The 20,646-nt window shown below is 38.9% G+C and carries 21 protein-coding genes; 6 read left to right on the forward strand and 15 right to left on the reverse strand.

What is annotated here, in order from left to right:
* The 3 genes from J678_RS12650 to J678_RS12660 all read right to left on the reverse strand — a co-directional run.
* A partial coding sequence (locus J678_RS12650) for a hypothetical protein (protein WP_017393281.1) occupies nt 1-305 on the reverse strand: 305 nt, incomplete at its 3' end.
* 180 nt (nt 306-485) lie between these two features.
* Nucleotides 486-1,007 (reverse strand): chromate transporter, encoded by a 522-nt coding sequence (locus tag J678_RS12655; protein ID WP_017392906.1) that lies wholly within the window; start codon nt 1,005-1,007, stop codon nt 486-488.
* Nucleotides 1,007-1,567 (reverse strand): chromate transporter, encoded by a 561-nt coding sequence (locus tag J678_RS12660; RefSeq protein ID WP_004709256.1) that lies wholly within the window; start codon nt 1,565-1,567, stop codon nt 1,007-1,009. Before J678_RS12660 ends, J678_RS12655 begins: the two co-directional genes overlap by 1 nt.
* Nucleotides 1,568-1,668: 101 nt before the next feature.
* On the opposite strand from J678_RS12660, the gene J678_RS12665 reads away from it, so the two are divergent.
* Nucleotides 1,669-2,571, forward strand: coding sequence for a LysR family transcriptional regulator (locus J678_RS12665; RefSeq protein WP_017392907.1), 903 nt, complete (start codon nt 1,669-1,671; stop codon nt 2,569-2,571).
* Nucleotides 2,572-2,659: 88 nt separating this feature from the next.
* On the opposite strand, the gene arsB is transcribed toward J678_RS12665, so the two are convergent.
* Both arsB and J678_RS12675 read right to left on the reverse strand, forming a co-directional pair.
* Nucleotides 2,660-3,694 (reverse strand): ACR3 family arsenite efflux transporter, encoded by a 1,035-nt coding sequence (gene arsB / locus J678_RS12670; RefSeq protein ID WP_017392908.1) that lies wholly within the window; start codon nt 3,692-3,694, stop codon nt 2,660-2,662.
* Between the two features lie 104 nt (nt 3,695-3,798).
* On the reverse strand, nt 3,799-4,128 hold the full coding sequence (locus J678_RS12675; protein WP_017392909.1) for a metalloregulator ArsR/SmtB family transcription factor: 330 nt from the start codon (nt 4,126-4,128) through the stop codon (nt 3,799-3,801).
* A gap of 84 nt (nt 4,129-4,212) precedes the next feature.
* Between J678_RS12675 and arsC the strand changes: the two genes are divergently transcribed.
* Nucleotides 4,213-4,641, forward strand: coding sequence for an arsenate reductase (glutaredoxin) (arsC, locus tag J678_RS12680; protein WP_017392910.1), 429 nt, complete (start codon nt 4,213-4,215; stop codon nt 4,639-4,641).
* Nucleotides 4,642-4,709: 68 nt separating this feature from the next.
* Here arsC and J678_RS23050 read toward each other — a convergent pair whose 3' ends face one another.
* From J678_RS23050 to J678_RS12695, 3 genes are all read right to left on the reverse strand, one after another.
* The gene (locus J678_RS23050; RefSeq protein WP_000784879.1) at nt 4,710-4,871 is read right to left on the reverse strand and encodes a DUF1427 family protein; all 162 of its coding nucleotides are present in this window, start codon (nt 4,869-4,871) and stop codon (nt 4,710-4,712) included.
* A gap of 57 nt (nt 4,872-4,928) precedes the next feature.
* Nucleotides 4,929-6,803 (reverse strand): amidohydrolase, encoded by a 1,875-nt coding sequence (locus J678_RS12690; protein WP_017392911.1) that lies wholly within the window; start codon nt 6,801-6,803, stop codon nt 4,929-4,931.
* Between the two features lie 109 nt (nt 6,804-6,912).
* Nucleotides 6,913-7,599 (reverse strand): hydrolase, encoded by a 687-nt coding sequence (locus tag J678_RS12695; RefSeq protein ID WP_017392912.1) that lies wholly within the window; start codon nt 7,597-7,599, stop codon nt 6,913-6,915.
* Nucleotides 7,600-7,794: 195 nt separating this feature from the next.
* On the opposite strand from J678_RS12695, the gene J678_RS12700 reads away from it, so the two are divergent.
* Nucleotides 7,795-8,685, forward strand: coding sequence for a LysR family transcriptional regulator (locus J678_RS12700; RefSeq protein WP_017392913.1), 891 nt, complete (start codon nt 7,795-7,797; stop codon nt 8,683-8,685).
* Nucleotides 8,686-8,724: 39 nt separating this feature from the next.
* Here J678_RS12700 and J678_RS12705 read toward each other — a convergent pair whose 3' ends face one another.
* A complete protein-coding gene (locus J678_RS12705; protein WP_017392914.1) occupies nt 8,725-9,474 on the reverse strand; it encodes a GntR family transcriptional regulator in 750 nt (249 codons plus the stop codon).
* 398 nt (nt 9,475-9,872) lie between these two features.
* Between J678_RS12705 and J678_RS12710 the strand changes: the two genes are divergently transcribed.
* A complete protein-coding gene (locus tag J678_RS12710) occupies nt 9,873-11,342 on the forward strand; it encodes an NCS1 family nucleobase:cation symporter-1 (protein WP_017392915.1) in 1,470 nt (489 codons plus the stop codon).
* Nucleotides 11,339-12,073, forward strand: a complete 735-nt coding sequence (locus tag J678_RS12715) for an aspartate/glutamate racemase family protein (protein ID WP_017392916.1) — start codon at nt 11,339-11,341, stop codon at nt 12,071-12,073. The genes J678_RS12710 and J678_RS12715 overlap by 4 nt, the downstream gene beginning before the upstream one ends.
* Nucleotides 12,074-12,139: 66 nt before the next feature.
* On the opposite strand, the gene tauD is transcribed toward J678_RS12715, so the two are convergent.
* From tauD to tauA, 4 genes are read right to left on the reverse strand one after another with little or no spacing between them, the layout of a single operon-like run.
* On the reverse strand, nt 12,140-13,021 hold the full coding sequence (gene tauD, locus J678_RS12720; RefSeq protein WP_017392917.1) for a taurine dioxygenase: 882 nt from the start codon (nt 13,019-13,021) through the stop codon (nt 12,140-12,142).
* 8 nt (nt 13,022-13,029) lie between these two features.
* Nucleotides 13,030-13,899, reverse strand: coding sequence for a taurine ABC transporter permease TauC (gene tauC / locus J678_RS12725; RefSeq protein ID WP_017392918.1), 870 nt, complete (start codon nt 13,897-13,899; stop codon nt 13,030-13,032).
* Nucleotides 13,896-14,690 carry a taurine ABC transporter ATP-binding protein gene (locus J678_RS12730; RefSeq protein ID WP_017392919.1) on the reverse strand — a complete coding sequence of 265 codons (795 nt, stop codon included), beginning with the start codon at nt 14,688-14,690 and terminating at the stop codon, nt 13,896-13,898. Before J678_RS12730 ends, tauC begins: the two co-directional genes overlap by 4 nt.
* Nucleotides 14,691-14,699: 9 nt before the next feature.
* Nucleotides 14,700-15,740 carry a taurine ABC transporter substrate-binding protein gene (tauA, locus tag J678_RS12735; protein WP_025466113.1) on the reverse strand — a complete coding sequence of 347 codons (1,041 nt, stop codon included), beginning with the start codon at nt 15,738-15,740 and terminating at the stop codon, nt 14,700-14,702.
* 442 nt (nt 15,741-16,182) lie between these two features.
* On the opposite strand from tauA, the gene J678_RS12740 reads away from it, so the two are divergent.
* Nucleotides 16,183-17,367 (forward strand): hypothetical protein, encoded by a 1,185-nt coding sequence (locus tag J678_RS12740; protein ID WP_017392921.1) that lies wholly within the window; start codon nt 16,183-16,185, stop codon nt 17,365-17,367.
* A 60-nt stretch (nt 17,368-17,427) separates the two neighbouring features.
* On the opposite strand, the gene J678_RS12745 is transcribed toward J678_RS12740, so the two are convergent.
* On the reverse strand, nt 17,428-18,894 hold the full coding sequence (locus J678_RS12745; RefSeq protein WP_017392922.1) for an MFS transporter: 1,467 nt from the start codon (nt 18,892-18,894) through the stop codon (nt 17,428-17,430).
* Between the two features lie 194 nt (nt 18,895-19,088).
* Nucleotides 19,089-20,480 carry an LLM class flavin-dependent oxidoreductase gene (locus J678_RS12750; RefSeq protein WP_001986580.1) on the reverse strand — a complete coding sequence of 464 codons (1,392 nt, stop codon included), beginning with the start codon at nt 20,478-20,480 and terminating at the stop codon, nt 19,089-19,091.
* Between the last annotated feature and the right edge of the window lie 166 nt (nt 20,481-20,646).

The raw sequence follows: 20,646 nt of genomic DNA on the forward strand, positions 1-20,646 counted from the left end.
TTAGGTGCATAGCCAGACACTTGTAACAGAGCCAAGATCAAAGATGTAAACTCATGTCCCATTGGTAAGCCTGCAAAGAACACACGAGGCTGTTCACCTGCTTTAGCCACACCAAAGCTTGGACGACGTGTATTGTTACCGTCAAAACGTGCAGTCACTTTGTCAGAAAGCTCAGCGATTTCAGTTACTAATTCTTTAATTTGGGCAGCTTTATCTGATTCATCTAAAGCAGCAACTAATTCGATTGGACTTTCTAAACGTTCTAGGTAAGCTTTTAATTGAGTTTTAATGTTTTGATCTAACATCTGTTTTTACTCCAATGCATCCAAATTCTTTCAATAGATGCATAGTACGTGAAAACAATGAATAGGTAAAACAGTATGTTTTTATGTATTTGATCGGTTTTTTAGATTTTATTATTACTTACTTCAAATCAAAAAAAGCCAACCTGAACTTATCCCACCGCAGATCGGCAAACTGGTCAACTAGAGCAACACGACACCAAATACAGCCCCAGCAATCAAAACATGCAAGGGATGAACTTTTTTAATTAAAGATAATAAAGTCGCAATGACTACCATAATGATAAGTAAAGTATTTATTGCTGCCGCCTCAGAAATAATCCAAGCACTGGCAAGCACAGTCCCCACAGTGACAGGTTGTAAAGCAAGCTGTAAAACACGGCGCCATTTTTTTTCTTTAAACTTAGACCAGCCTCTCATTACAAATACAGTAATAAGAGATGACGGTAAAAATTTAGCAGTGGAAGCCACAAGTAAACCTGATAACCCTGCTACATGCCATCCCACCAACGGTACAATCATCATGTTTGGACCAGGAGCTGCTTGCGCCATGGCAAACAAAGCACTAAATTCTTGTGCCGTCATCCAATGATGAATGTCGACTACTTGGCGTTGCATTTCAGGTAAAATTGTATTCCCGCCACCAAATGCAATAAGAGACAACTGAGTAAAAATGATCGCTAAAGCAAGTAGAACTGCGCCCATTACACACGTCTCCAAATAATAGATGAATAAAGTGCCAATAAAATCAACATAGTCAAAAGTAAAGGAACTTTTAGAAAAGCAATACTGACAATTGCAGCTACGACAACACACATCGCTATTGGATTACGTAATAAAGGCTTAATCATTTTCAATCCAGTTGCAACCAAAAGCCCAGCTGCTGCTGCCCCTAAACCTTCGAAAAGATGCTTAACCATCAAGTTATCTTGGAACTGTTCATAAACATAATGTAAAAGTACAACAATTACGGTAGGGGCAAGAATCAAACCAATAAGTGAGCTCACTGCTCCACGGACACCGCGAAACTCCATGCCAATCGCAACAGATAAATTAATAATATTGCCGCCTGGTAAAAATTGACACAAACCAAGTAACTCGGTGAACTTTTCAGGACTTAGCCATTGCCTTTGCTCTACAATAACTTTGCGGGCTAAAGGCAAAACACCACCAAATCCCATTAAACCTAATGTTAAAAAACCTAAAAATAACTCTGTGCAGGTGGGTACACTCTCCTTCTGCACGGCAATCTCAACATGGTTCATTTTCGTTACTTTTCACTTTATCTGACCAAGATAGAATGATACTTTTGTGATATATCTACAAATGCTTTTATTTTCGTTAACCATACCCTAAAGGTATTTCTATGCTTGATTTACATAAGCTTCATGCCTTTGTTGTAGTGGTTGAAGAAAGAAACATTACGCATGCAGCAAACCGTTTGTTTATTCAACAGCCTCCTCTAACGCGTTTACTCAAAAAACTTGAAGAAGAACTCGGTACACAGTTACTTATTCGTCAACCGCGTGGGATTGAACCGACAGAAGCAGGTTTAGCACTATTTAAAGAAGCACAACTTTTATTAGAGCATGCCCGCCATATTCCCAAATTGGTCCAAGACGTTAGCCAAGGTAAAACTGGACAGCTTAATATTGGTTTTACAAGTTCCGCAGGTTTACATCCGCTCATTTCACTTGTATTACGTTCGTATCGGGAAATGTACCCTGCTGTGCAAACCAAACTGGAAGAAGCAGGCAGTCAAAAGCAACTGGACTGGTTAATTTCAGAAAAACTTGATATTGCTTTTTTAAGAGCGCCGATTAGCCGAGATATTGGTTTGAAGCATCTTCATATATTAGACGAGCCAATGGTGGTGGCCTTACCTATCGGTCATCCGCTTACACAGAAGAAAAAAATTAGTTTAAGTAACTTGTCAGAGGAAAATTTTGTTTTATACCGTCGCTCTTCAGGGCAAGGCTTATATGACAATATTTTATATAGCTGCTATCAAGCAGGATTTAGTCCACGCATTATTCAAGAAGCACCGCGTCCTACTGCGACGCTCAATTTAGTGGCTGCTGGTATTGGAATTAGTATTGTACCAGCATCAATGCATAACTTTTGGGACCATGAAATTGTCTATCGCGAGTTTGATGATTCGATAAAACTAAATGCGCCTATTTACTTGATTACTAGAGAAAATGAAAAATCAGCTAAAGTTTCAAACTTCATTGAACTCATGCAAAAACTTTTACCGACAATGACTTAAGTTTAAAAGCCAGACAATAAAAAGTGCCTATATATAGGCACTTTTTTAGTGATCTTTAGAAAATAGTTCAAATAAATTTTGCGATTTTTTAAGAGTAATACTTTTTCTTTAACCAAAGCGAAACCGAAACCAGTGAGATCAGCACTGGTACTTCAACCAATGGCCCGATCACTGTAGTAAAAGCAACTGGTGATGCCAAACCAAAAGTTGCAATGGCTACGGCTAAAGCCAACTCAAAGTTGTTTCCCGCTGCGGTAAATGAAATAGCAGTGGTACGTGGGTAGTTATTCCCCATCCGTTTACTCATAAAAAAGCTGATAAAGAACATCACCACAAAGTAAATCGTCAGTGGAATCGCAATACGTAATACATCTAAAGGTAAGTTCACCACATCACCACCTTTTAGGCTAAACATAGCAACAATGGTAAAAAGTAATGCGATTAAACTTAATGGACTGATCTTTGGCAAAAACTTGGTTTGATACCAATCTAACCCTTTTAATTTAACTAAAAGCAAACGAGTTAAGAATCCCATTAAAAATGGAATACCCAAATACACTAAAACAGCATGGGTAATGGTCCAGAAATTGACATCAATCACTTGCCCTGCCACACCAAAATATGGCGGCAAGAAAGTTAAGAACAACCATGCATAGGTGCTAAAAAATAAAATCTGAAAAATACTATTAAAGGCAACCAATGCTGCAACGTATTGGTTGTCTCCACAAGCTAAGCCATTCCAGACCAATACCATTGCAATACAACGTGCTAAGCCAATTAAAATAAGGCCTGTCATATACTCTGGATAGTTATGCAAAAAAACAATCGCAAGGATAAACATTAAAACTGGAGCAATAATCCAGTTCTGTACCAACGATAAAGTTAAGGTTTTCTTATCCTTAAATACTTCTGGTAACGCAGCATAATCAACCTTTGCTAAAGGTGGATACATCATCAAAATTAAGCCGATTGCAATTGGAATATTAACGTTATCTACACTTAACTTATTTAAAGACACAGATGCCTGAGGAAAGAAAACTCCAATCGCTAAACCTAAAGCCATGGCTATAAAAATCCATAGCGTTAGATTTCGGTCTAAAAAGGAAAGTCCTTGTTTGGTCATGTTTTACTCGAAGAAAGAATTGATTAATTTTGTTCAATACACACAAATGACTAATACATTTATGCTAAGAAAATCCGAATTTTTAAGACAGAAATCTAGAAAGATTAATCACAGCACGTTGTAGTTATAGAAGGCTGATCTTGTTGTTTTACCCTTTTCTCAATCTCGTCATTTTCTATCACCTTTAAAATATCTAAAGCCCATATAGGTAAATCAGGATTTAAGCTGTAATAGACCCACTGGCCTTTTCTTTCATCCAGTAATACGCCATGAGTTCTTAGTAAGGCTAAGTGTCGAGAAATTTTGGGTTGGCTCAACTCGAGTTGTTCGGTGAGCTCACACACACAAATATTTTGTTTGTTTAGAACTAATTTAAGAATGTTTAACCGAGTTTGATCAGATAAACATTTAAAAAAATCGACTTGGTTGAGCATATCTTCAACAGAATATATTCGTTATTGCAAATATACGGATATCCATATATAAATGCAATATCTTAATTTGACAATAAATTTACCATGACTGAGCTAGTGAAGATTTACCATAACCCTGCTTGCGGAACCTCACGAAATACATTGGCGCTTATTCGTCATGCCGGGTTTGAGCCTATTGTTATTGAATATTTACAAACACCTCCAAGTAAAGATGAACTAATCCAACTCATTCAGGATTCAGGCTTAACTGTACGGGAAGCCATTCGTAAAAATGTTGATCCCTATAAAGAATTAGAGTTAGAACAAGACCATTGGACCGATGAACAGTTAATTGACTTTATGGTGCAGTATCCAATTTTAATTAATCGCCCATTTGTGGTTACACCAAAAGGCACACGACTTTGCCGCCCTTCTGAGGTTGTACTGGACATTTTAGATTCAAAAAACTTAGGCTATTTTGCAAAAGAAGATGGTGAAGTGATTATTGATGAGCAAGGCCATCGTATAAAGTAATTGAAGACACTTACCAATATAAAAAGCTAAATGGCATGGCACCACTTAGCTTTTTTGAATGAAACGGATTAAAAATAGGATTTAATAAAAGGAAGCAGCTGCTCTCCTATTACCATGCCCAATAAACCAACTAATGCAACAAGAGGTGGAGCTGGTGACTTCACATTTAAAACATAATATAAGACACCAACGAGTAACCCTACAGCCAAAGATAATAAGTACATTTTCATGGTACATACCTTAGAAAACCAAGCTATTTAAAGCGGCAGGTTCCCATACTGTTTTATTTAAAATGCAAAACACGAGCACCCTAGTGCACCCCAGAAAGACTTTTTATCTTTATCGTTTACAGGAACATCAAGCATCCAAGCGTGGCTGTGTCCATGCATGCCACAGCTGCTAGCACATGCACACAATGCACTTTGTGACTGTAGTGACTCATTGGAAGGCGCATTACGATTTTCAGATAACCGCCACTGACCACCAAAACGTTTTACTGGCGACCATGTTGGTGAAGCTGGTGGTAACGGCGGATCATCCTGCTTGAATTCTGCTCCTGCGTACACCACCTTGCCACCTAAAACAGTGAGTACAGACTCAATCCACTGGATATCTTCTGCTTCAACTTTGAAGTAGTCATCTGACAGCACAACCAAGTCAGCAAGTTCACCTGCTGTGAGTGAACCTTTGATATCTTTTTCACCTGAGAACCACGCCGAACCTTTAGTCCAGAGTTTTAGGGCTGTTTGACGGTCTAATAGATTTTTTTCATCATAGAGCGGTAAGCCACCCACTGTTTTACCTGTAGTCAGCCAATACAAACACACCCAAGGGTTATAAGACGCAACACGAGTCGCATCTGTTCCCGCACCCACAGGAACACCGAGTTCTAACATTTTTTTAACTGGTGGCGTTGCCTGAGCGGCTTCGACACCATAACGTTTTACGAAAATTTCACCTTGATATGCCATACGGTGTTGAATGGCAATACCGCCACCCAACGCACCAATACGCTCGATATTGCGCTCAGATACAGTTTCGGCATGATCAATAATAAATCGGGTCGCAAATGGCTGTTTGGCATTTACGCGCTCAAATACATTCAGTAACCGACTAATACTTTCATCATAAGTTGCATGAATACGGAATGGCCATTTCTTTTCAGCCAAGTGCTCTACAATGGCTTCGAGTTCGCCTTCCATTTTTTCTGGTAAATCTGGACGTGGCTCATAGAAATCTTCAAAGTCACCCGCAGACCACGTCAGGTTTTCACCGGCTCCATTCATTCTAAATAGTTCATCACCATCGCCCGGAAATGTCATTTCTGTCCAGCGGCGATAGTCATCAAGCTCTTGGCCTGCCTTTTGAGCAAATAGGTTATAAGCAATACGTACGGTCATTTGATTTTGGTCGTGTAATTGCTTAATCACATCATAATCTTCAGGATAATTTTGACCGCCACCGCCTGCATCAATTGCAGAAGTAATGCCTAATCGGTTCAGCTCACGCATGAAATGACGAGTTGAATTGACTTGATCTTCAACTGGCAATTTCGGTGCTTTACCTAAGGTTGAATACAAAATCATAGCGGATGGCGTTGCGAGCAACAGTCCTGTTGGCTCACCTTTTTCATCTCTTACAATCTTGCCACCCGGCGGGTCTGGCGTGTCTTTGTTAAAGCCTAATACATCAAGCGCGGCTCGGTTGAGCATTGCACTGGCATATAGATGTAAAACGAATACAGGAGTATCTGGCGCAGCTTTATTAATTTCTTCTAAAGTCGGTAAACGCTTTTCGGCAAACTGGAACTCAGTCCAACCACCTACTACACGAACCCATTGTGGAGCTGGAGTATTGTCTGCTTGTTCTTTGAGTAAGCGTAACGCATCGGCAACGGATGGCACACCTTCCCAGCGCAACTCCATATTGTAATTGAGACCACCACGAATAATATGCAAATGACTGTCATTTAGCCCCGGTATAACACGACGACCATTTAGGTCTACAACTTTACTTGTTGGTGTTACGAGCTTCATGATCTCATCATTTGTACCCGTGCGGAGAACTTTACCATCTGCAATCGCAATTGCTTGTACTTCCGGGTTCTGAGGATCTAATGTTGTGATTTTACCGTTTTTGAGTATAAGGCTTATTTCGGTCATTCTGAACTCCATTCTTGTGAATTATTGTTCTAAAAAATAAAGGCATATCTGTATTAATATCACTTAAATATTGAATACTAGACATGCCTTTACCTAAATCATTAGTGTTTTATTTTGCAGGAACTGGTGCAAGTACTTCGTGTTTTGAAGTTGTACGTTCAGGCACCTTATGTACCATGGTATAAGCATAGTCCACACCCATACCGTAAGCACCTGAATGTTCGCGTACAATTGCCATGACTGCATCATAAGTATCGCGATTTGCCCAATCACGTTGCCACTCAAGTAATACTTGTTGCCAAGTTACCGGAACAACACCTGCTTGAATCATACGTTGCATGGCATAGTCATGTGCTTCTTTCGATGTACCACCAGAGGCATCTGCGACCATATAAATTTCATAATCACCTTCAAGCATGGCACCGAAAGCAAAGGTGTTATTGCACACTTCAGTCCACAAACCTGAAACGATTACTTTTTTACGATTATTTTTTGCAAGTGAATCACGTACTTTTTGGTCATCCCATGAATTCATTGAAGTACGTTCTAGTAATGGAGCATCTGGAAATACGTCTAAAAGTTCTGGATAGGTATGACCGGAGAAGCTTTCAGTTTCAACCGTGGTAATGGTGACAGGAATATTGAATGTTTTAGCTGCTTTTGCTAACCCGACCGTATTATTTTTTAATACTTGGCGATCTATTGACTGTACCCCAAAAGCCATTTGTGGCTGATGATCAATAAAAATAACCTGACAATTCGTTGGTGATAATTGTTCTAAAAGTGATTTATTCATGGGTAAACTCCATTATTCCTTAAATGAGGCTTTTAAAACTGCCTTCTGCTTATTATCAAAGCAGATAAAAATGTAAAAACATAGACAGCAAATCAGCTCGAATCTGTATGCTGTACGAATACAATCAAAACAATGATTGCTTTTTAATTTTTATAGTTTAATCATAGATATATATTTTTTAACTTTCGCTTATCCATGGATCGATTAGACTGTATTTCCACTTTTGTAAGTGTCGTAGAACATGGGAATTTTAGTAGCGCAGCCAGAGCACTCGACATCTCTCGTGACTTAGTGGCCAAACGTGTTTGCTACCTTGAAAATGACCTGAAAACCACACTGTTAACCAGAACAACAAGACAGATGAATCTCACCTCTTGTGGGGAAAAATTTTATCAACATAGTAAAGTCATTTTAAGTGAGTTTGAATGGGCTGCTTATGAAATTAGCTACAATCAGCAGTACCCTGAAGGCGAACTTAAGCTCAATACCCCCATGTCTTTTAGCAATATTTTTCTTCAACATATCATTTCAGACTTTATAGAGAAATATCCCAGTATCAAAATTGATTTATTCATGACTGATCAGCTATTAGACACAAATAATAATAAATTTGATTTAACCATTCGTGTAGATGGTTCACCTCCAAATTTGGCAAATAGTAAAATATTAAATACCTATCAACGATATTTATATGCAACACCGGAGTATTTTAATCAGCATGGCCTTCCAACCTCTTTAGAAGAACTTAAAGAACACAAGTTTCTAATTTACTATCAAGATAGCCGACATAAAAAATTGATTTTCCAAAAAGATCAAAAAGAAGTGTCCTTTAATTGCTTCCCTGTGATGACGTGTAATAATGGGGAATTATTATTAGATATGTGTCTAAAGAATCACGGTATCGTTTTTCTTCCAGAGTTTATTGCAGAGCCTTATTACAAAGAAGGCAAATTACAGAAATGTTTGGAGGACTACACCAGTCAGCCGCTTCATTTATATGTCACATGGCCAAACCGTAAGATTTTATCGAAGAAAGTAAAACTATTTATTGATTTTTTAACACGTCAAATCGTTCCCATAGAATAACCAATCTGGGCCTTTTCCATAGAAATTGGCCCACGATTTTTAGTTAGTTTGCGGCGTTTCAATCTTCTTATTTTTAAATAAATTTAATAAATTTTGCTCTGCAGACACTGTACTGTTTTCTTCAATAAATGTGGTTGCGTAGTGTTCTAAATGCTCTTCCATCAATTGAGTTGCGCGCTTTTCATCGCTTTGTTCAATGGCATCTAAAATTGCACGGTGTTCATCTGCCGAACAATTATTATGTTTTGGAATCTCATACAATCCAATTAATAACGAAGTTCTCGCAATAAGCGTCTGCAAATAACTAGACATAATGCTATTTTGATTAGCTTCAATTAGCTTTAAATGAAATTGACCTGATAGCTTAATCCACTCAGCCCAATTTCCAGCTAAACGCTCTTTAGACTCTTGATCGACCAAGCCTCGAAGCTCACCAAAATCTAAGCTATGTGACTTTTGAGCCAGCTTTTTTACAGTGGCAATTTCAAGCATGCTGCGCGCTTCAAAGACCTCTTTTGTTTCATGAGCACTATGTTTTGCGATGAGTGCCCCACGATTGGGCTGAATTTCAATAACCTTATCATGGGCAAGTTTGACAAAAACACGTCTTAACATGCCTCGTGTTACACCAAATGCTTCACATAAGGGTGCTTCAACTAAACGTGCACCAGGGGCAAGTTGTCGATTTAAAATAGCATCTACAATAGCGTTATATATATGGTCATCAATTTCATCATTGCTCATTTCTACGGCTTTTTTTGGTGCACTCGATGACATTGATTTCTCCATTTTTATTAACGTCCCCCTTTTTAGAACTTTATCTCTTTTGAAGAGTGTAAGTTTAACTTAAGCATTTGGGAATATTTCTCTAACTTTCACAATATATATACTGAGCTGAACAATTCAATATTAGATCTCTAAATATCTACTTATACACCTAAATTTATTTACTTTTTATAAAAAATTAAGCACGTCTCAGTTTATAAATTTGTCTATTCATATTCCGAAATCGTATCAAGCTAAATCACTCATCAATATTACATCTCAAGTTTGGCATAACTTTTGCTCAATAAAATTGTGCACAATCCAAACAATATATTGTGCACAATTTTAATTTCATTCTTTTAGTCAGAATTTCAAGCTGCTGAAGAACGTGCCCGCCCAACATAGGGAAGTGAGTGTTCAAGATGAATAATAGCGAAGCAATAATTAAGCCTTCTTATGATACGAAGCTAACAAATCAAGACTTAGCTCCTTTAAAAAAGCAAACTTGGGGCGCTTATAATATTTTTGCCTTTTGGATGTCGGATGTTCATAGTGTCGGCGGTTATGTCATGGCTGGGAGCCTTTTTGCACTTGGGCTCAATAGCTGGCAGGTACTTCTCTCTTTACTCATCGGCATTGCCATAGTTCAGTTTTTTACAAACCTGATTGCCAAGTCTAGCCAACAAACTGGTACGCCCTATCCTGTTATTTGCCGCGCAACCTTTGGTGTGCTTGGTGCAAATATTCCTGCTGTTATCCGTGGGCTTATTGCTGTCGCATGGTATGGCATTCAAACCTATTTGGCCTCAAGTGCTTTCTTATTGGTCATTTTAAAGTTCTTTCCAGAATGGTGGGTCTATGCCGATGTTTCAACTTATGGCTTTCTTGGGCTTTCCTATTTAGGATGGGTTGGCTTCATGCTGCTTTGGCTACTACAAGCGATTGTTTTCTGGTCTGGCATGGACAGTATTCGTAAGTTCATTGACTGGGCGGGTCCGGCTGTCTACATCGTAATGTTTGCCATGGCAGTTTGGCTGATCTGGAAAGCTGGCTGGCAAAATATTGATTTAAACTTGAGCGGTGTTCAATACGACGGTTTTGCGGTTGTACCAGTCATGATTGGTGCTATTGCGCTTGTTGTTTCATATTTTTCAGGGCCTATGCTGAACTTTGGCGACTTCTCTCGTTATGGCAAAAGCTTTAACGCGATTAAAATGGGGAACTTTCTTGGGCTACCGATTAATTTCTTAGGCTTTTCTTTACTTACTGTGGTGTGTATTGCGGCAACGCTTCCAGTATATGGCAGGCTCATTACCGACCCTGTCGAGATGGTTGGAAAACTTGATAATACATTTGTAGTCATATTAGGTAGTTTGACCTTAATGATTGCCACCATTGGGATTAATATTGTTGCTAACTTTGTTTCACCTGCCTTTGATTTTTCTAATGTTTCACCAAGCAAAATTAGCTGGCGTATAGGTGGAATGATTGCAGCAGTAGGTTCAATTTTCATTACCCCATGGAATTTGTTCAATAACCCTCAAGTGATCCATTACACCATTGATATTTTAGGTGCATTTATCGGTCCACTTTTTGGTGTATTGCTCGCCGATTTTTACCTCGTTAAAAAGCAGAAAATCGTGGTAGATGATTTATATACTTTAGATACTCAAGGCTCCTATTGGTACAAAAATGGCTATAACCACTCTGCTTTTTATGCCTTAATTCCTGCTTCATTAATTCCTATTCTCTGCGTACTTTTACCACAACTATCGGGGCTAGCTAATTTCACATGGTTTATTGGTATGGGATTTGGTTTTGTTATTTACCGATTTCTTAACCAACCGCTTAGCCATGCTAAATCGGCAATGACTAAGGTAAAAGTACAATGAAAATTAAAATTATTAATCCCAATACTACTCAAAGCATGACAGACAAAATTGCAGCATCAGCAAATATAGTTGCAGGTTCTGGTACTCAAATTATTGCTGTGAGTCCTCAAATGGGCCCTGCAACGATTGAAAGTTATTATGATGAAGCACTAAGTGCCGTAGGTGTGTTAGAGGAAATCCGCCAAGGTGAACAGCTAAATGTAGATGCCTATATCATTGCCTGTTTTGGTGATCCCGCGCTTTATGCTGCCCGTGAAATGACGTCAGCACCGGTGATTGGGATTGCCGAAGCAGCTATGCGAACTGCAAGTTATGTAAGTACTGGTTTTAGTGTGGTCACCACCTTACAACGCACAGTGAATATGAGCTGGCATCTGGCTCATCGCTATGGGGCTACACCATTTTGCAAAAATGTTCGAGCTTGTGACATTGCAGTTGAAGAGTTGGAGCTTCCTAACTCAGACGCTTATCGGACCATACGAGATGAGTGCAAAAAAGCGCTCGCAGAAGATAAAAGCGATGCGATTGTTTTGGGCTGTGCAGGTATGAGTGATTTATGTCTAAAGCTACAAAACGAGTTGGGAGTAATCGTTATAGACGGCGTTACAGCAGCCGTTAAACAAGCTGAAATGCTAGTTCAATTAAATTTAAAAAACAGCAAAGTTGGTGATTGGGCCTCACCTCCTGTAAAGAACTACACAGGCATATTGTCAGGATTTGGAATGCGCTAAAGAGTTATTGTTTCAATTCCAGCTCAAAATTCAGAGTTGGAATTGAAACGGCTGAAAACTAAAGAATTAAACTTCGGCTAACTCTGGCTGTTGTTCTTCTTTATAAAATGGCACATCACCGTTAATGGTTGCACGGTGCATGATGCGATGAGCATCGCCATAATCAAATAATGCTTTATGTTGCGTACAACGGTTATCCCAAATCGCGACGTCACCGTCTTGCCATTTCCAGCGTAAATGAAATTGCTCTTGGGTCGCATGTTCAAACAAGAAATCAAGTAATTGCTCACTTTCTTGTTCAGGTAACTCATTAATGCGAGTAGTAAAGCCTTCACTTACGAACAACAAAGGCTCACCTGTAACCGGATGAGTACGCACCACTGGGTGAACCACTGGCGGGTTACGTTTAAAGGTTTGCAAAAGCTTTTCACGTTCTTCTTCATTATGGGCAAAACGCTCAAGTGGAAAAGACTTTCGAATATCGTGTGTTGCAGTTAAGCCACGTAGTTTTTGCTGCAACTCAAGCGGGAGCCCTTTAAAAGCTGCTGTATTGCTCGACCATAATGTATCGCCGCCTACAGGTGGAATTTTAATGGCTTGCAACACACAACCTAAAGGTGGAGTTTTACTAAAAGTCACGTCTGTGTGCCAAAGTTCATTGTCACGCAAATCTTGTTTCCAACTGTCGAGCACCATCACCTCAGGTACATCTTCAATTGAAGGATAAATTGGGTGCACATGTAAGGTGCCAAAACTACGTGCCAAGTCTGCTTGTGCTTGTGGTGCTAATTGTTGCTTTCGAAAAAAAATGACCTGATGATCAAGCAAAGCCTGCTGGATTTGTTGCGTTGTCTGTTCATTTAGCGCATTCAAATCAATATCATGAATAATTGCGCCAATGGTAGGCTTGATCACTTCTATATTTAAGTTTGCTACTACTGTATTCATCTTCTTTACTACAACTGCTGACCATACCAAGGAGAAAACTGTTTTTGTAACCAACGTAAAAACAGCTCAAAACTAACTGCGACAATCGCAATCACAATAATGCCCAGAATCACCGTATCGGTAATTAAGAACTGCGCTGCCGATTGCACCATAAAACCAATACCGCGGTCCGCTGCAACCAACTCTGCTGCAACTAATGTTGACCAGCCCACCCCAAGACCAATACGAATACCGGTAATAATATGAGGTAAAGCCGTTGGTAAAATGACATGCCAAAAGACTTGTGACTGCCTTGCCCCTAACGACAATGCCGCACGTTCACGATTCAGCTGATGGCTTAATACACCGTGTGCACTACTAATAATGACTGGCGCCAAAATCGAGAAGAAAATCAAAAGTACTTTTGTGGTTTCGCCAATACCGAACCAAATTACAAGCAACGGTAAATAAGCTAACGGCGGAATTGGACGTAATAATTCAACCAAAGGATCTAGAACAGCGCGAACCCATTTATTCAGTCCCATCCATAGACCTAGTGGTACACCAATCACTACAGCAGCAATCAAAGCCAAAAATACACGTGAGATACTGGCTGCCAAGTGTTGCCACAAAGTTGCCTTCATAAAGCCTTCTTGGCTAACCGATATAAATTTTTGCCATACTGCCTGTGGACTCGGTAAAAATAGTTCAGGTACGACATGCAAAGCAGTAATGAGGAACCAGAGCGCAACCACACTTCCTACACTGATTATGCTAACTGCCAAAGTGTGGTGCTTTTCAAAAAATGACGATAAAAATGAAGCTTTTTCTGTTTGCACATCTGGCTTAATTTTTAGCTCTGCTTTGTCATATTCATAGACGTTATCTTTAGTGTTCATGTAGGTAACGCCTCCTTACCGCTTTGTTTTTGTGCCCTTAAACTTTCAAATAACTGTTCTCTGAGCTGAATAAATTGAGGATCTGATTTAATTGAGCGGATAGGCTCACCCTGACGATATCGATTAGCAAAATCGAGATGTAGAGTTTCTACAATTTTGCCTGGATGCGCCGTCATCAGAACTAACTGATTGCTGAGTAATAATGCTTCTTCAATGTCATGAGTAATCAAAAAGAAGCTTTTATTTTGTTGAATCCATAAATCGAGCACTAACTGCTGCATGTTTTCACGCGTAAAAGCATCTAATGCGGCAAAAGGTTCATCTAATAAAATAAACGGCGCGTGACTGATCAAAGCTCTGGCAATACCAACACGTTGTTTCATACCACCTGAAAGTTCCCAAATATTGGCTTTTTCAACGTGACTTAAACCCACAATTTTTAAAATTGCGTTCACTTGTTTCTCAATCTCTGCACGCTTTAAACCTTTTAACTGCAAAGCGAAGCCAACATTATCTGCAACATTCAACCAAGGAAGTAAGGCGTGATCTTGAAATACAACAGCACGAGTTACATCTGGTCCAGTTACGACTTCATGATTTACAAGCACATCACCAGAACTTGGCTTTTGAAATCCTGCCAAGATATTAAGCAAAGTTGTTTTGCCACAACCTGACTCACCTAAAATTACGGTTAAAGAGCCTTCTTCAATGGTTAGGTTAATGTCTTGTAAAACTGGCTTTTGCTGTTTAGGAAAAGTCAGATGAATATGTTTGGCTTCTAATACACTCATGACAACTCCTTAAGGCTGCAAAAATGAAGAATTCACATTGCCTTTATAATCGGCTTTAAGTTGATCGACTTTGCCCTGTCCTTTTAAGAATTTCGCTGTATCAAAAATATTTTGCGCAAATTCACCATCTAACGTTTGTTTTTGCTGAGCGTGGTCAAGGTAAATATTTCCACTTAATAAAAGCGGGATATCTTTTGCATCAGAACCTGTGAGCTGCGCAATTTTTTGTACGTTATCGGCATCTTTAACGTAAGCGGCTGGGTCTTGGTTATATTTTTCGAGTTGCTCAAGTGTGGTTTGAACAAAAGCTTTCAAGAAGTCAGGATTTTTCTCTGCAAAATCTTTACGTACAACCCATAAGTCATAAGTTGGAGCACCCCATTCACCGACTTGTTTTGAGTCGGTTAAAACCGTACCAGATGCTTTGGCTTTACTTAAAGCAGGTTCCCACACATATGCAGCATCAATATCTCCACGTTCCCATGCAGCTGAAATTTCAGGTGGACGCAAGTTAATAATTTTTACTTTGTCTTCTGGAATATTCCAATGTTTAAGTGCAGACAAAAGGCTGTAATGGGTTGTTGAAACAAAAGGTACAGCAATGGTTTTGCCAATTAAATCTTGAGGAGTTTTAATGCCTGATTTATTACTTACCACGAGTGCTTCAGACGCACCAAGTTTTGAAGTAATTAAGAATACCTCAATCGGTAAATTGCGGCTTGCCGCAGCAGCAAGTGGGCTTGAGCCAATATTACCAAGTACGACATCACCTGAAGCCAGAGCGTTAACAACGTCTGAGCCTGCATCAAATTTTTTCCATTTAATATTACGTTGACTATTTTTTTCATAGTCTCCGTTAGCCTGTGCAACTTTGCTTGGGTCAACCCCAGTTTGATAAGCAATCACAACAGGTTTGTTATCACGAACTGAAGCACTTGTATTATTGTCTTTCTTATTTTGCCATACGATAAATGCAACAATTGCGACGATAACAATTGCCGTGACAATCAGCGGTTTGGTCTTCGTGCTCATAATTTCATGATCTTTCAATAATATAAGCCTATGGTATGCAGCTGGCTTTATAATGAAAAATAAAAAAATATGAGTTGCTTATCTGGTTTTTATAAATAACTTTTCTTCATAAGTTTTTATCTTTTGGTAAAAAGCAAATTTTAAGTAATCTTATAGAATAGATACAAAATTAAAATACTTATATATCAATAAGTAAAAACGTTATTCCCAAATCATATGATTGGAAAAGCCTGACATATGCCCTCTAGTATTTTATCCTACTCGCCTTTAATCATTTTTTCTTTTGGCCTATCGCATTAGACATTTTGCATCTAATCAATTTTCGCCATTTTTTATAAAGATCAGATTTTATTATCTTTTTATCTTAAAACTTCTGCAAATATTGAGATTTGGACAAATCTTTTTCTGGTTTATACATGACGCAAATTTAATTTTTATTTTTAAGAGGAGAAAAATTCTTTTGTTTAAACATTCTCAAATTTTGAAAAAAACATTAATTACGACGTCTTTCATTACACTCAGCCTCTCAAGTCATGCTGCGCTTACCTTTGGTAATACTGAAGAAGGCCAACTTAAAGTGAGTGGTACTGTTCGGGCTAAATATGTTTATGATTTTGACTCTGAACCTTCTACCAGTAAATTTTCCTTTAATGACGCGGTCTTATGGCTGGACTACAACTCCCCGAAATGGATTGGCCGTTTAGATTATCGGGTTTATGAATATTATGGACGTTTAGGTGATGCAAATTGGCTTACCGATGCATGGTTAGGTTATAAAATTAATGACAACAGTAAAATTATTGCTGGCTTAAACCCTGTTCCTTTTGGCTTGGGGCGCTTTTGGGGAAATACTTACTATTTAGGCATTGCCAATAGTGCCGGTTGGGAAGATGTACACAACCTTGGGGTGAAATATGATTTCAATGATGGAATCAATGAGGCACAATTTGCCTTTTATCCTACCGATGGTGGCACCTATAGAGGTAAAAGCAAAGACTCGAGTCGATTTAGTATCAATCCTGTCAATGCAGATGACTCTGTACCAGAAGGCACCAATACCAAAGAAAAGAACTCGATTGTTGTTCGCGGTGCTCATACCTTTAAAAATGTCTTAGGACAAGAAAATTTATCTACCCAACTTGGCGCCTCCGCATGGTATTCCACTATTGAAAACAAACGTTCAGGGCAAGATGGGAATCGCCAAGTCTATTCGGTTTTTAGTAATACCAATTACAACCAATGGAATTTACAGCTTTTGGCTGGTTATCAAGACATTGATAATGCCGACAATCAATATAAAGATCATCTGACCTTGGGTGGTTTCGATTATTCATTTAACTCGGCAACCAAAGGTCAGATTTATTCAGCCGAACTGAGCTATTTGTTCCCTCAGCAGTTTGGCCCAATTACCTCTGTTCGCCCGTATTTAAACTACAGCTCTTATCGAAAAGAGCAAGATGGCTTTAAAGACTCTACCCGTTTTATTCCCGGCATTGCATTCAACTATCAAAAATTGACTGTACAAGCCGAGTTGCTGATGGGTAAACATGATCCATATCTAGGAGACAGTGAAGGTCTTGCGGCTGGCGGAACCAATAATAAATGGAACAAAAAAGCATTTGTGATTTTTGCTTACTACTTCTAACGCTTAAAATAAAGGTCAACAGATGTTGGCCTTTATTTTCTTTAGATATCTATTTTCACTCTAGTCGATTACTGGTGAATTACTGAGAGAAAGTTCTGGAGAAGATTCATCAATAACATCGACATCTTGAGCGGTAGGCTCAAACTTAATTAGCAGTCCAATCACAATTAAAGGAATAAACGCAAAGATAGAAATAATCAGGTAAACATCGGTTTTATAACCTGCCATCCAGATCGGTAAAACAAACAAAGCAATTGCTTGAGCAACACCCGTTACCGCACGGTTAAAGCCGACCCCAACGCCACGAATCGAAGCAGGATAAGCCATTGTTGGATAAACCATCATTTGTGCCCCTGGCCCAAAACCTTCGGCAAAAAGCCACAAACCGAGCATGCCAATTGCGGTGTAGAGTAAAAAGCTATTACCAGGCTCACCAATGAATGCCAAGGCAATGAGGGCAATAAACTGAAGTAAAAAACCCGTGAGCAACACATGACGAGATTTAAACCTGCTGGCAACAAATATACCCAACAGCCCACCCGTAAATGCAAACAATAAATTAAGCCCAAGTGTGGTGGTAATGGTCGTCAAGACATCAGTATGAAAGAACCGCGTTAAAATAGAAGGTAAAAAGAAAGCAATAGTGGTGTACTGAAATGCCACCGAAATATGAATCACAATTGCCACAATAGTTCTTGGCAAATAGGTTTTATTAAATAAAACAGCAAAACCTTCGCGCTTTTTCTTTTCAGCAGTTCTTTCTACTTTTTCAACTGTAGCGACTGCATGAATTGCATAAGACTCTTGTAGAACTTGAGCTGCGCCTTTTAAATCGCCTTGATTCGCAAGCCAAATGGGTGACTCAGTTAAATATTTACCGCGAATAAAGATAATGAGTAATGCAGGCACCGCTCCAAAAATTAAAGATGCTCGCCATAACCAGTTGCTATGCTCAGGTGGCAAAAGAAAGTAAAGCGCTAAAACCAGACCAAAACACACCGAAGAAGCGGCGTACCACATTGGGCACCATGCAGCTAAACGCGCTGCTTTGTTGCTACTTCCGTTAAATTTGGAAAACTCAGATAGGTATGACATTGCCACAGGCAGATCAATACCCACACTAATGCCCATAATAAATCTGGCTAAAATCAAAACCCATACATTCGGTGCAAAACCTGCGACAATTGCAGCAATAACAAAGAGCACCATGTCTGCCATAAAGACTCGATAACGGCCAATTTTATCTGTCAGCCAACCACCAATCAGGTTACCAACAATGGTTCCGCAGACAATTGCTGAAGCCACCACACCGGTCATAACAGGGCTTAAAGAAAACTCTGAGATGACTTGCTCAATACCAAAGGACAGTGTTGTTAAATCATAGGCATCAATAAACACACCTATCAATGCCAACCAAATAACTTTATTCGACTTACCCTTCCCTGCAAATTTGGAAATTAATTGTGAAACATCATCGGGAGATTTAATTTCATAACGGTGGTTATGATCGAGTTCTTGTGTGCTCACTTAATAATTCCTGTATTTTAATCACAGAAATAAAATAATGATTATTCGCACCATACAAAAACAAATTAATCTGATGTTTTAATCTAAATTATAGAATTATCTTTTCATTATTAACTCAGCAGTAAATCCGATATAAAAAGAAAAAATAAAAGCTGGTATTTAACCAGCTATTTATTTAAAGGCTTTCCAAAATATTAACTCGCCTCAGCAAGTTTTAACTCTTTTAGATTACGATATTTTGCACCGCGATGATTTTCAGGCAAATATGGCCCAGCACCAAATAATTTTTCTCTTAATGTTCCTTGTGTATACGAAGTTTGATATACCCCTCGTTTTTGCAACTCCGGAACAATAAACTCAACCACATCGGCAAAGGTTTGATGCGCCAAAATATAGGCAAGGTTAAAGCCATCAACATCGGTATCTTCAACCCATTGCTGTAAAGCATCCGAAACGGTTTCTGCCGAACCCACTAACACAGGTCCATTACCACCTAAGCTGTTCCAATTTGCAATTTCTTCAATTGTCCAAACACGCTCTGGATCTGCATTTACATAAGAATCTAATAAAGATTGAATCGCGTTAGTTTGAATATATTCAACTTTGTCCGTTGGCTGGTATTGTGAAAAATCCACACCAGACCAGCCAGACAGCAATGTTAAAGCGCCATCGTAGCTTCCATAACTTTGATATTCTTTAAACTTAGCCTGTGCTTTTGCATCTGTTTCATCAGTGACAATTGACAAAAGTGCATAAATTTTAACTGAGTACGGGTCGCGACCTTCTTGAGCCAATTTTTGGCGAATGCCCTGTACCACTTTTTTAGTGGCAATTTTAGACGGCGCTGCAATAAATACACACTCGGCATTTTGACTAGCAAACTTCTGCCCGCGTGAAGATGCCCCCGCTTGATAAAGTACTGGTGTTCGCTGCGGTGATGGCTCACAAATATGGATACCCGGTACAGTAAAGTATTTACCTTCGTGCTGAATTGGATGCACTTTTTTGTGGTCAGCAAAGATACCGCTTTCACGGTCACGAAGTACCGAACCTTCTTCCCAAGACCCTTCCCAAAGTTTATAAAGGACTTCTAAATATTCATCAGCAATATCATAACGATTGTCATGATTAACCTGAGTTTTTAGACCCAAGTTTTTTGAACCACTTTCCAAATAAGACGTCACGATATTCCAACCAACTCTCCCTTTGGTTAAATGGTCTAGCGTGCTAATACGTCTAGCAAAAGGATAAGGATGCTCAAAGGAAATCGAAGTTGTGACACCAAAACCCAAGTGCTTTGTGACTGCCGCCATCGCTGGCACAATCTGTAGCGGATCATTGACTGGAACTTGTACTGCCCCTGTTAAGGCATGTTCGGCACTTTGATGATAAACGTCGTAAATGCCAAGTACATCTGCAATAAAAATACCGTCAAAAAAACCACGCTCAAGAATTTGAGCTAAATCTGTCCAATATTCTAAATCTTTATATTCAACAGATCGGTCTTGAGGATGCCGCCATAATCCAGGAGATTGGTGAGCAATACAATTCATTTCAAAAGCGTTAAAACTAATTCTCTTAGTCATAAAATATCAGCCAGCATTTTATTTATTTTTTATACTAAAGCAATTTTTATATTTTCTTTATAATATAAACCCCAAACAAAATATGATTTTATTCTAATAGTTTTTTATAATTTATTTTAAAAAAATATAAATAACATTAAGCCGCTAAAAATAGCAGCTTAATATC

It is taken from the genome of Acinetobacter sp. 1424608 (assembly GCF_000588255.1).
Taxonomy (GTDB): domain Bacteria; phylum Pseudomonadota; class Gammaproteobacteria; order Pseudomonadales; family Moraxellaceae; genus Acinetobacter; species Acinetobacter nosocomialis.

What these genes read in the sequence shown, in the direction of transcription:
- J678_RS23050 (WP_000784879.1), bottom strand. Translation starts at nt 4,871, where the DNA reads ATGAAAATGTACTTATTATCTTTGGCTGTAGGGTTACTCGTTGGTGTC.
- J678_RS12660 (WP_004709256.1), bottom strand. Translation starts at nt 1,567, where the DNA reads ATGAACCATGTTGAGATTGCCGTGCAGAAGGAGAGTGTACCCACCTGC.
- J678_RS12715 (WP_017392916.1), top strand. Translation starts at nt 11,339, where the DNA reads ATGAAAATTAAAATTATTAATCCCAATACTACTCAAAGCATGACAGAC.
- tauD (WP_017392917.1), bottom strand. Translation starts at nt 13,021, where the DNA reads ATGAATACAGTAGTAGCAAACTTAAATATAGAAGTGATCAAGCCTACC.
- J678_RS12710 (WP_017392915.1), top strand. Translation starts at nt 9,873, where the DNA reads ATGAATAATAGCGAAGCAATAATTAAGCCTTCTTATGATACGAAGCTA.
- J678_RS12750 (WP_001986580.1), bottom strand. Translation starts at nt 20,480, where the DNA reads ATGACTAAGAGAATTAGTTTTAACGCTTTTGAAATGAATTGTATTGCT.
- J678_RS12665 (WP_017392907.1), top strand. Translation starts at nt 1,669, where the DNA reads ATGCTTGATTTACATAAGCTTCATGCCTTTGTTGTAGTGGTTGAAGAA.
- J678_RS12700 (WP_017392913.1), top strand. Translation starts at nt 7,795, where the DNA reads ATGGATCGATTAGACTGTATTTCCACTTTTGTAAGTGTCGTAGAACAT.
- arsB (WP_017392908.1), bottom strand. Translation starts at nt 3,694, where the DNA reads ATGACCAAACAAGGACTTTCCTTTTTAGACCGAAATCTAACGCTATGG.
- J678_RS12690 (WP_017392911.1), bottom strand. Translation starts at nt 6,803, where the DNA reads ATGACCGAAATAAGCCTTATACTCAAAAACGGTAAAATCACAACATTA.
- J678_RS12695 (WP_017392912.1), bottom strand. Translation starts at nt 7,599, where the DNA reads ATGAATAAATCACTTTTAGAACAATTATCACCAACGAATTGTCAGGTT.
- J678_RS12705 (WP_017392914.1), bottom strand. Translation starts at nt 9,474, where the DNA reads ATGGAGAAATCAATGTCATCGAGTGCACCAAAAAAAGCCGTAGAAATG.
- arsC (WP_017392910.1), top strand. Translation starts at nt 4,213, where the DNA reads ATGACTGAGCTAGTGAAGATTTACCATAACCCTGCTTGCGGAACCTCA.
- tauC (WP_017392918.1), bottom strand. Translation starts at nt 13,899, where the DNA reads ATGAACACTAAAGATAACGTCTATGAATATGACAAAGCAGAGCTAAAA.
- J678_RS12655 (WP_017392906.1), bottom strand. Translation starts at nt 1,007, where the DNA reads ATGGGCGCAGTTCTACTTGCTTTAGCGATCATTTTTACTCAGTTGTCT.
- J678_RS12730 (WP_017392919.1), bottom strand. Translation starts at nt 14,690, where the DNA reads ATGAGTGTATTAGAAGCCAAACATATTCATCTGACTTTTCCTAAACAG.
- J678_RS12675 (WP_017392909.1), bottom strand. Translation starts at nt 4,128, where the DNA reads ATGCTCAACCAAGTCGATTTTTTTAAATGTTTATCTGATCAAACTCGG.